This window comes from Nocardia sp. CDC153 (assembly GCF_035818515.1).
Taxonomy (GTDB): Bacteria; Actinomycetota; Actinomycetes; order Mycobacteriales; family Mycobacteriaceae; genus Nocardia.
Map to the genome: position 1 here is coordinate 600,287 of NZ_JAYKYU010000006.1, position 9,982 is coordinate 610,268.

General features: G+C 66.9%; 11 protein-coding genes. 5 read left to right on the forward strand and 6 right to left on the reverse strand.

Features of this window, described 5'->3' with window-relative positions:
* Positions 1 to 3 precede the first annotated feature (3 nt).
* The gene (locus VMT65_RS33160) at positions 4 to 975 is read right to left on the reverse strand and encodes an acyl-ACP desaturase (protein WP_326312601.1); all 972 of its coding nucleotides are present in this window, start codon (positions 973 to 975) and stop codon (positions 4 to 6) included.
* Positions 976 to 1,097: 122 nt separating this feature from the next.
* Positions 1,098 to 2,081: an Acg family FMN-binding oxidoreductase gene (locus VMT65_RS33165; protein WP_326312602.1), complete on the reverse strand. Its 984-nt coding sequence runs from the start codon at positions 2,079 to 2,081 to the stop codon at positions 1,098 to 1,100.
* 221 nt (positions 2,082 to 2,302) lie between these two features.
* On the opposite strand from VMT65_RS33165, the gene VMT65_RS33170 reads away from it, so the two are divergent.
* The 3 genes from VMT65_RS33170 to VMT65_RS33180 are packed head-to-tail and all read left to right on the forward strand — an operon-like array spanning position 2,303 to position 3,930.
* Positions 2,303 to 3,052 carry an SDR family oxidoreductase gene (locus tag VMT65_RS33170; protein WP_326312603.1) on the forward strand — a complete coding sequence of 250 codons (750 nt, stop codon included), beginning with the start codon at positions 2,303 to 2,305 and terminating at the stop codon, positions 3,050 to 3,052.
* 9 nt (positions 3,053 to 3,061) lie between these two features.
* Complete coding sequence (locus VMT65_RS33175; protein ID WP_326312604.1) at positions 3,062 to 3,691, forward strand: flavodoxin domain-containing protein; 630 nt, start codon at positions 3,062 to 3,064, stop codon at positions 3,689 to 3,691.
* Positions 3,688 to 3,930 carry an SHOCT domain-containing protein gene (locus tag VMT65_RS33180; RefSeq protein ID WP_326312605.1) on the forward strand — a complete coding sequence of 81 codons (243 nt, stop codon included), beginning with the start codon at positions 3,688 to 3,690 and terminating at the stop codon, positions 3,928 to 3,930. The genes VMT65_RS33175 and VMT65_RS33180 overlap by 4 nt, the downstream gene beginning before the upstream one ends.
* A 112-nt stretch (positions 3,931 to 4,042) precedes the next feature.
* Here the strand turns inward: VMT65_RS33180 and VMT65_RS33185 are convergent, their stop codons facing one another.
* The 3 genes from VMT65_RS33185 to VMT65_RS33195 all read right to left on the reverse strand — a co-directional run bounded on the left by VMT65_RS33185 (position 4,043) and on the right by VMT65_RS33195 (position 7,087).
* The gene (locus VMT65_RS33185) at positions 4,043 to 4,903 is read right to left on the reverse strand and encodes an amidohydrolase family protein (RefSeq protein WP_326312606.1); all 861 of its coding nucleotides are present in this window, start codon (positions 4,901 to 4,903) and stop codon (positions 4,043 to 4,045) included.
* A gap of 13 nt (positions 4,904 to 4,916) precedes the next feature.
* Positions 4,917 to 5,648 carry an SDR family NAD(P)-dependent oxidoreductase gene (locus VMT65_RS33190; RefSeq protein ID WP_326312607.1) on the reverse strand — a complete coding sequence of 244 codons (732 nt, stop codon included), beginning with the start codon at positions 5,646 to 5,648 and terminating at the stop codon, positions 4,917 to 4,919.
* Between the two features lie 119 nt (positions 5,649 to 5,767).
* Positions 5,768 to 7,087 carry a glutamate-1-semialdehyde 2,1-aminomutase gene (locus VMT65_RS33195; protein WP_326312608.1) on the reverse strand — a complete coding sequence of 440 codons (1,320 nt, stop codon included), beginning with the start codon at positions 7,085 to 7,087 and terminating at the stop codon, positions 5,768 to 5,770.
* A 54-nt stretch (positions 7,088 to 7,141) separates the two neighbouring features.
* Here VMT65_RS33195 and VMT65_RS33200 point away from each other — a divergent pair, with 54 nt between their 5' ends.
* A complete protein-coding gene (locus VMT65_RS33200) occupies positions 7,142 to 7,438 on the forward strand; it encodes a putative quinol monooxygenase (RefSeq protein ID WP_326312609.1) in 297 nt (98 codons plus the stop codon).
* Positions 7,439 to 7,595: 157 nt separating this feature from the next.
* On the forward strand, positions 7,596 to 9,104 hold the full coding sequence (locus VMT65_RS33205) for a carboxylesterase/lipase family protein (protein WP_326312610.1): 1,509 nt from the start codon (positions 7,596 to 7,598) through the stop codon (positions 9,102 to 9,104).
* 375 nt (positions 9,105 to 9,479) lie between these two features.
* Here the strand turns inward: VMT65_RS33205 and VMT65_RS33210 are convergent.
* A partial coding sequence (locus VMT65_RS33210; RefSeq protein ID WP_326312611.1) for an HNH endonuclease signature motif containing protein occupies positions 9,480 to 9,982 on the reverse strand: 503 nt, incomplete at its 5' end.

Sequence of the window (9,982 nt, forward strand, 5' to 3'; positions counted from 1 at the left end):
CGATCAGGCTCGGGCGCAGGCCCGGGCCTGATCGCGGGCGAGGGAGCGGTCGCGGTGTTCTTCGAAGCGGGGGATTTGGATGTGGGCGAGGTTGTCGAGGTAGGCGGCCAGGCGGTCGCGGGCGGCTTCGCCGCGGGGGCCGAAGTCGGTGCGGCCGAAGACGTTCCACTGGCGTAGGACCGGCATGAGGACGTCCTCGTAGTGTTGGCGCAGATCGTAGATGCCGTGTTTGGCCATGAGGACGCCATTGCGGCGGAAGTTGGGCATGCCGGTGCCGGGCATGCGGAAGTTCTCGACGATCAGGTCGATGGCCTCCATGGCCTGGTCGGGGACGAGTTCGAGGGCCGCACCGCAGAGGGTGCGGTAGAAGATCATGTGGAGGTTCTCGTCGAGGGCCAGGCGTTGCAGCATGCGGTCGGCGATCGGGTCGTCGCAGACCTTGGCGGTATTGCGGTGGCTGATGCGGGTCGCCAGTTCCTGGAAGCTGACGTATGCCACCGAGTACAGGAATCCGGCGTGCGCGGCGGCGGTGGCGGGATCCACGGGTGCGGCGAAACCGTTGGTCATGTGCGCCATTCGGTCGTTCTCTAGCGCGACCGGGTCTACGCCGCGTGTCACCACCAGGTAATCCCGCAGGACGACACTGTGCCGGTTCTCCTCGGCGGTCCAGCGCCCCACCCAGGTGCCCCACGCCCCATCGCGCGAGAAGTTCTCCGCGATCTCCCGGTGATAGGAAGGCAGATTGTCCTCGGTGAGCAGGTTGGTGACCAGCGCGGCCTTCGCCACCTCCGACAGCCGCGATTGCTCCGGATCCCAGTCGATTCCGCCCAGCGCCGCGAAATTCCGCCCGTCGTCCCAGGGCACGTAGTCGTGCGGGTGCCAGTCCTTGAATACCGACAGATGCCGATCGAGCGCCTGCCCGGCGACCGGCTCGAGTTCGACGAGAATCTCACGCTGAGTCAGCTCACGCGCCACGGGTGATGTCCGCCTTCCCTGTCCGAGGTTGGAGGCCGTCCGGCCACCGACCACCGTTCCGGCTGGCGGCGGCCGGCAACAGGGGCGAAAGTCCCGAGCGGGCAGGGATCTTCGATCTTGCTTCAGCGGGTGGTGAAGAACTCCGACAGCAGGCGGCGCGGGGTGGACTGCCACGGCTCGTCGGCGGGCGCCTTGCCGATGCGGATCATGAGCTGCGGCTTGTAGGTCGGGTGGGTCAGGCTGGTGAGCAGATGCCGTCCCGTCGGAAGCTCGGTGATATGGGTGAGGGCACAGGTCGACTGGCCCGCCACGGTGCATTCCAGCAGGACCGCCGAGAGCGCCTCACCGGTGTGCAGCCAGTCGGCGGGTGAGTCGAACTCGGTGCTGAGCACCACGACTCGCGCCCGATCCTCGGTGTCGGCGCGCCGCATGGAATGCGGGGCCGACGGGAAGCGGCGGCCGAGCGAGACCTGCGCGGCCTCGGCGTCCGAGGGCAGCGCGGTCGGCGGAATTCCCTCCGGGGCCCCGGAATGCCCTGCCCACCAGCCGATCTCGGCCTGATACATCATGTCGTGATGCCGCAGCGCCGTGGCCTGCTCGGTGGCGGCGGCCAGCCGCGGCCGCAGATCGTCGGTCAAGGCGTCCAGCTCCACATAGTGGGGTGAGGTGAGCATCCGCAGATGCGGCAGCAGCGCCTCCCAGTCCTCGGGCGGGTTCATGGGCAGGCGGTCGGTGTGCCGCTCGGTCATGGCCGCGGCCCGCGAGATCAATCCGGCGGGCGGGGAATCCCAAGGGCGGAAGCGGATTTCGGCGAGATGCGTCGGATCCGAGGGTGTCGGCATGCGCAGCGTGTCGGTGTGCCAGCCGCGCGCCCCGAAGGCGGTGCGCACGTGATGCAATATCGCACCGCAACTGATGATCAGCTGCCGACCGAGCGGATCCGCCGCGGTGAGCAACCGGTCGGTATCGGCATAGAGGTTCAGGACGTCGCCGTCGAGCACCCAACGCCAGGGCTGAGTGTTGTGCACCGACGGCGCGCGCGAGGCCCGACGCATCGCCTCCAGCAGGGTGTGGCGGTCCGGGATCGCGACGGAGGGAACGTTCATGGCGGTCATGGTTAGAGTCTTCGCCCCGGCTCGACCCGTCGATACGGGCTTAGCGACACTGCGAGCAGGGGATTTGGTCACCTCGGCGCAGGTGTGCCGCAACCGGTTCCGGCCCGGGGCCACACGGCCCACGCGCTCGTGACCTTCGGCCGTGATGTGCCCGCCACCGACGCGGAATCCTGAAATCGACACCGGACTCGAATCGGACGTGGAGGTCGGCCATGACTGGACTATTGGGCAGAAGCATCATCGTCACCGGCGGCGCGCGCGGGATCGGCGCGGCGATCGCGACCGAATTGGTGAAGACGGGAGCGTCGGTGGTGATCGCCGACGTCCGCGACGACGACGGCGCGCAGCTGGCCCACTCCCTGGGCCCGAGTGCGCGGTTCCATCACCTCGACGTCACCGACTCCGACAACTGGGTGCGCGTCCTCGACGAGACCGAGGATGAATTCGGTTCCCTGCTCGCGCTGGTCAACAATGCCGGAATCCTCGATTTCGGCACGATCGAATCCGAGCACCCCGACCTGTTCCGGCACGTCCTGGACGTCAACCTGTTCGGGGCGTGGCTGGGCATGCACCTGGCCGCGCCGCGACTGCGGGTCGCGGGCGGGGGAGTCATCGTCAATATCTCCTCGACGGCCGGACTCACCGGATACGCCGGAATCGGCGGCTATGTCGCCAGCAAGTGGGGCCTGCGCGGGCTCACCAAGGCCGCCGCGGTCGAGCTCGGTGCCGCGAATGTCCGTGTCTGCTCGGTGCATCCGGGCCCGATCCACACCCCGATGACCGCCGGTCTCCCCGAATCCATGGCCGCCGCGCAACCATTGCCGCGCTTCGGCGAGCCCGAAGAGGTCGCCGCCATGGTCCGATTCCTGATCACCGAGGCGACATTCTCCACCGGTTCGGAATTCGTCGCCGACGGCGGCGCGACCGCGGGCCAGGCGCTCGCGCTCGAGTCCGTGGATTGAGGTGCCGTCGTGAAGGGAACGATTCTGGTCGCCTACGCCAGCCGGTACGGCTCCACGCGCGAGGTGGCCGAGCGCATCGCGGATACGTTGCGTGAGTGCGGATATGAGGTCGACTGCCGCGATATGCACGAGATCCGCAGCATCGACGACTACCGCACTATCGTGCTCGGCGCACCGTTCTACTACGGCCGCTGGCCGCGCCCGGCCCGCCACTTCCTGAGCCGGTTCGGCCCGGGCCTCGCGCACCGCGATGTCGCCGTCTTCGCCACGGGCCACATCGCCGCCGACAAGTCCGCCGACACTCGCACCCAGCTCGACATTCTCCTCGAGCGCAATGACTGGCTGCGCCCCTTCGCCTCCGAAATATTCGGCGGCCGTTGGGATCCGGCGGTGCTGCGCGGTCCGCAGCGCCTGATGCTGTGGCTGCCCGTTTCGCCGCTGAAGGCGCTACCCGCCGCGGACCTGCGCGATTGGCCCGCGATCGAGAAGTGGGCACGTTCGGTCGCCGACGAGGTGAAGTCGCGTGCGGCCCAACCGAATCCACCGATCGCGAAACCGCAGCACTCCCGCTCGGGCGCGAGCCTGTCGAGCATCGGCGAATACATCGCCGATCAGCAACGAAGGGAATCACGGCCATGATGTACTGGTACGGCCACGATATGAGCGGCTGGGGATACGCCTGGATGAGCATTGGAATGCTGATCTTCTGGGTCCTGGTGATCGGAGCCATTGTCATCGGCATCCGCTTCGCCATCGGCGAGCGACCCAGCTATCCCCAGCTCCCGACGCCGGAAGAACTACTCGCCCAACGCTTCGCACGCGGTGAGATCGACGACAAGGAATACACCGACCGGCTCACGGCACTGCGCCAGCGTTGACCCGATAGGCCGACGGAAAGGAGCCGCCATAGCCCGATGCCACCCGATGCGATGCCCCCGTGCCGGTACCCCGAACTCCAACCAGTCGACGGGGGCATTCGCCTGTGACCGCTCAGCGCGGGTGGTAGGTGTCGGTGGCGTTGGTGCGGTAGAAGAACTCCGCCTCCTCCTCGGTGGCGTCGGTGCCCACGATGTGGTCGATCGCGGCGACCAGCTCGGTGTAGGTGCCGGCCAGGGAATCGACCGGCATGTTGGAGGCGAACATCAAACGCCGCCAGCCCCACAGCGAAACACTGGACTCCAGCCAGTATTCGAGTGTCGGCCACGTCAGATCGGGGCAGATGAGCCCGAACCCGGACAGCTTGCACAGCCACTGGGTTTCCTTGGCCGCCAACGAGATCGCGTTGTGCCAGGCCGTGCGCGCGTCGGAGGACTGTCCCTGCGGGAAGCCGAGATGTTCGAGCACGACCCGCAGATTCGGGTACCCGGCCAGGAAGTCGATCCAGTCGAGGATCTCCGCGGGCTTGGCCACCAGATCGAAGGCCAGGTCGTGCTCTTGCAGCCACCCGGCAAGGGCGTCGGCCGCAGGCGTATTCGGCGACAGTCCCGTGAAAACCCGCACGCCGCTGAAGCGTTCAGTGCGTGCCTGCTCCTCGAGATGGTCGATCAGGTCGGCCTTGGGCAGTAGCGGGTCGACCGCCCCGACAATGGCGAACGGTCGCGGGTCGCTCTCGGCAATCCCATCCACCCAACGGGTTTCGGGCAGATACGTGTGCGGTGCGGTGGTCGCCGAGACGTGTACCAGCTCGGCCACCTCGATATCTCCGAGTCCCCGATCGAAGTCCGGCAGCAGGAAATTCTGTGCGATGTCCGGCCTTCCGGCCTCGACGAATCTCGCCAGACCCGGATACCAGGGATGGGCGGCCGTGTCCCACAGGTGCATGTGGGCGTCGACGATGGGCATGGTGGGCATGTGTTGGCAACTCCTACTGCATCGTGATGCCGCCGCTGACGCTGATCAGCTGGCCGGTGACGTAGCTGGCTTCCGGGCTCGCCAGCCATGCGATGAGGGAGGCTACTTCGTCCGGTCGACCCAGTCGTTTGAGGGGGATGGCTTTTTCGAGGGCGGTGAGGGTGGCGTGGTGGTCGGCCATGGTGTGGGCGACCATGCGGCCCTCCAACGGGCCGGGACAGACCACATTGACGGTGATGCGGTGGCGGGCCACTTCGCGGGCGAGCGACTTGGCGAAGCCGAACAGGCCGGATTTGGATGCGGCGTAGACGGTTTCACCGGAGGCACCGGCCCGCGCGCCGTCGGAGGCGACGAAGATGATGCGGGCGGCCTCGGCGTCGACCATGCCCGGCAGCAGCAGCTGGGTCAGGCGCATGGGTCCGCGCAGGTTGACCTGGAACATGAGATCCCAGGTCAGGGTTCCGCTGTCCAGGAACGGCTCCACGACCGCCACCCCGGCGCAGTGCACGACGGTCGACACGTTGCCGCCCACCGCCCGAGCCGCCGCTGCGATGCTCTGCTCGCTGGTCAGATCGAGTTCCAGTGCAGTCGCTTCCGACCCCAACTCCGCGGCGCACGCCCGCGCTCCCTCGGCGTCGACATCCGCGACCCACACCGCGCGCCCGGCCTGCGCCAGGCGCCGCGCCACCGCCCGCCCGACATCCCCGGCCCCTCCGGTCACCAGCGCGCCGGACACACCCACCACTGTCTCACCCTGTTCCGCTGTCCATGAATTCTCTTCGGATTCAATCAATAGTCGGTCAAAGGGAATTGCGCGAGACAATGTCCGCTATTCGAATGTCGAATGCGGGATGGGTGGGGGAGTCAGGAAGGCAGACGGCGTGGTGCGGCGGTGCGGCGCAGTGCCGGGGCCACGGGGCGACCGTGGAGCAGACCGTCGACGCTGCCCTGTTCGAGGGCCGTGCGGTAGGTCTTGGCGGCGGCCCGGCAGGCGTCGACGGTCAGCTCGAGATCGGCGTCGGTGTGCGCGGCGGAATTGACGAACGACTGCCCCAGGACGCCGCCCTCGAGGAGTTCCTGGAGGAACAGGGTCCGATACGGCTGGGAGGGGACGCCTTTCGGGTCCCGGGTGAGGAAGACCTGGCAGGAGGGGCGGCCGGTGACCTCGAGGTGATCGGCGATGCCGAGGTCGGCGGCAATGGCATTGACCGCGGCGGCCAGGCGGCGGCCGGACTCCTCCATCCGCGCGACCGGGTCCGAGCTTTGGTAGACCTCGACCACGGCGCGGAAGGCGGCCAGCGAGGCGGTCTCGGGCCCGTGCGTGGTCGACAGCAGGAAGACCCGGTCCGCGTCGGTACGCAGGCCCCCGAGCTCCATGAACTCGCGCTTGCCGGCCAGGGCGGAGAGGGGGAAGCCATTGGCCATCGCCTTGCCCCAGCACGAGAGATCGGGCGTGACGCCGTAAAGGTGTTGGGCCCCACCGGCGGACCAGCGGAAGCCGGTGATCATCTCGTCGAACACCAGCAGTGCGCCGAAGCGGTCGCAGAGGGCGCGGACGCCCGCGAGGAATCCGGGTGCGGGTTCGGCCAGGGCGGTGGCCTGCTCCAGGAACACGCACGCGATCTCGTTGTCGCGCAAGACCGTTTCGAGCGATTCGAGGTCGTTGTAGCGGAACCGCACGGTCGATTGGGCCGGAATGCCCGCATTCATATCGGTCATGCCGATGAACCAGTCGTCGACGGAGAAGAACGGCTGATCGCAGATGGCCACGGTCTCCCGTCCGGTGACCGCCCGCGCCAACCGCACCGCGGCCGTCGTGGTGTCGGACCCGTTCTTGGCGAACTTCACCATGTCGGCCCCGGGCACCAGGCTCAGAAAATCCTCGGCGGCAAGCAGTTCCAACTCGGTCGGCCGCGAGAAGTTGACCCCGTCGGCGATGGTCCGCGCCACCGTGTCCACGACCGGCTCGAACCCGTGCCCCAGCGTGACCGACCGCAACCCCATCCCGTACTCGACGTACTCGTTGCCGTCCGCGTCCCACACCCGAGCACCCTTGCCCCGCACCAGAACCGGCGCCATCCCCTCGGGATACTGATCCGCGCCCCGCGCATACGTGTGCGCCCCACCCGGCACCAGTTCGTGCAGCCGAGCCTGAACAGCGTTACTCCGCCGGAAATCGCGCATCCCAGTCACCCCTCCGCCCCCCTTCGCAGCGCAAGTGTACCTACCATGTAGCCCATGGCAATTCGTCACATCATCTCGATCCGGGTGGCGGCAGGCCGGGCCGCGGAGTTCGCCGCCGCCTTCAACGCAGTCCGCGCCCACACCCTCCGCGAAGAGGGCTGCGAACAATACGACCTGTACCAAAACACCACCGACCCCGACGCCCTCGTCATGCTGGAACGCTGGACCGACCAGCAAACCCTCGAAAAACACATGGCCACCGAACACACAGAATCCGCCGACCTCCTAAACCCCCTGATCTCCCTCTGGGAACCCGGCTCCACCCCCACAGTCGAACGCTACGAAGACTGACCCCTGGCCCCAATGGGCCTAATCACCCCCAAACGGCACCGATTCGGCAGTTTCCCGCCATTCCAGCCTCCTTCGGGAGCGCTCAGGCCCATTCGATATCCGGCAGGTCGGCGTTGCTCGCCTCGCTCGCCGTCTCCTCGGAGAGGGATGCACAGTCGTGGACATTGAGCCCGAGATCCGCACGGCAGCGGGAGTCGTGCGCGGGAGGTGGGAAACCTCCGTCGCGGTCTTTCGGGGAATTCGTTATGCGGAGCCGCCGGTCGGCCCGCGCCGGTTCGCGGGTCCGATTCCCGCGCGGCGATGGGACGGGGTCCGGGACGCGGGGGTGTTCGGTCCGCCGGTTCCTCAAGTGAACAATGGCGGAGCGGTGATGTCCTCGGTGTCCGGGGAAGTCGACGATGGCTCCGAGGATTGTTTGACCCTCAACGTCTGGTCGCCCGACCTCGGTGGCGCGAATCTTCCTGTGATGGTGTGGATCCAGGGCGGAACCTATCTGGAGAACAACACCGCCAATCCACACTGCGATGGCGCGACCCTGGCCCGTGCGGGCGTCGTCGTGGTGAGCATGAACTACCGTGTTGGCGCGGACGGGTTCGCACGCATTGCCGGTGCTCCGAACAATCGCGGCATTCTGGATCAGATAGCAGCCCTGTGCTGGGTTCAAGACAACATTGCCGCGTTCGGTGGTGACCCAGCCAATGTCACCGTCTTCGGGCAATCCGCCGGTGCTGCGTCCATCGCCGCCCTGCTCGTAATGCCGAGCGCTGCGGGGCTATTTCGACGGGCGATCAGTCAGAGCATGCCCGGAACCTACTTCACCCCAGGACTCGCCGACGCGATCTCGACCACGATTGCCGCACAACTCGGTGTGCGGGCCACAGTCTCCGACCTCGCGCGACTTCCGCCGCGCGCTCTGACGAACGCGACCACCGCTCTGATTGCGAAGCTGCCGGAGTTCGTTGACGTCTGGGGCCCGATGGCACTGACACCAACGCCCTTCTCACCCATCGTCGATGGGGATGCCCTTCCGTACGCGCCATGGACCGCACTCGCCCGTGGTGCCGCGCGCAACGTGGACCTACTCATCGGCCACACCCGCGACGAGTTCCGGCTCTACACATCCCGGCCCGGGTATGAACGGACCCCGCAACAAATGGCAATGGCCTTTCACCACCTGTGCCCTGGCCCAGACGGTGAAAGGCGCTATCGCACTGCCTATCCGGATGCCACGCCCGCCCAACGATTCGAAATTCTCAACAGCGACTGGCTCTTCCGCATGCCGAGCCTCCACCTGGCCGACGCTGCCCACGTCGGCGGCGGGCCCGTGCGGTTCTACGAACTGGCCTGGAGCTTCAACGCGGAACAAGGTGCCTCGCACTGTCTGGACTTCTTGCTGCTGTTCGGCACCCTCAGCCCGGACGAGGTCCGCGACCACCGCTCCGCCCACGCCAACGCCGCGGAGGAAATCGCCTATGTCGGTCAGTGCATTCGAACCGACTGGGTGAGCTTCGCGGCGACCGGGAATCCTGGGTGGGCGGCTTATGATCCGCGCGCTCGATCGACTCGCGTCTATCACGCTGAAGCGGTTACCCGGCCGTACCTCGAGGAAGCTTCGCGGCGTATCTGGGCTGGCTACCGATTCGACACACTGGATCTGACGAGCTGAAAAGCTCAAAGACGAAAGAGCAAAAGATCAAAAGATGCCTGGAGGAGGGGGAGGGGCTGGCTGGGTTGGTCGGCTCGGTTGCGGTTCCAGCCACCTCGGGGATGGGGCCGCCACGACATCCCGGCGTGAAGTTGGGATGGTTGGTCTGTAGAACGTAATGCGTGCGGTCCGGGGGCTGGGATCGGCGGGTGCGGCACCCGGGTCGCGTCAGCTCAGGTCCGGTAGGGCTGGCGACGCAACCACACTTCCGGTGCATGCCGGCTTGAGGTAATTCCGTTGTGGCGCAATAACCGGAGGAGTCTTCGCTCGGGTTACCTGGCCTCGAGTGTCCGAATCACATGTTGGGTGGGCCGGGGCACGCGCGAGCCCGGCGGGTTATGCGGCTCGCGCGCCCCATTGCTGGCAACTGATTTCTATCTCGGTGGCGATTTGCCCTGCGAGGTGGTGTTTTTCGTTGACGCGGGGTGTTCCGGTGGGGTCGAGGGATGTGGGGGCGATCCATCCGATGCGTCCGCGATGCGGGGAGTCTTTACCCAGCATGACTGTCTTCCAACCGTGTTCGCTGTCGTTGACCATGGCGTGGTGGTGATCGCAGACGAGGGCGAGGTTGTTCAGGTCGGTGGGTCCGCCTTTGGCCCAGTCGATCACATGATGGGCGGCGCACATGGTCGCCGGGACGTCGCAGCCGGGGTGGGTGCAGCCCTTGTCGCGGGCGATCAGGGCCAGGCGTTGGCCGGGGGTGGCGATGCGTTCGCCGTAGCCCAGGTAGAGCGGGATGCCGTTGTCGTCGAGGACTGCGAGCACCGGGCGAGTACCCGAGGCCATCTTCAACGCCTCGTTGATCGACAGGTGAGTGCCCGAGGCGGTGGTGGCGATGC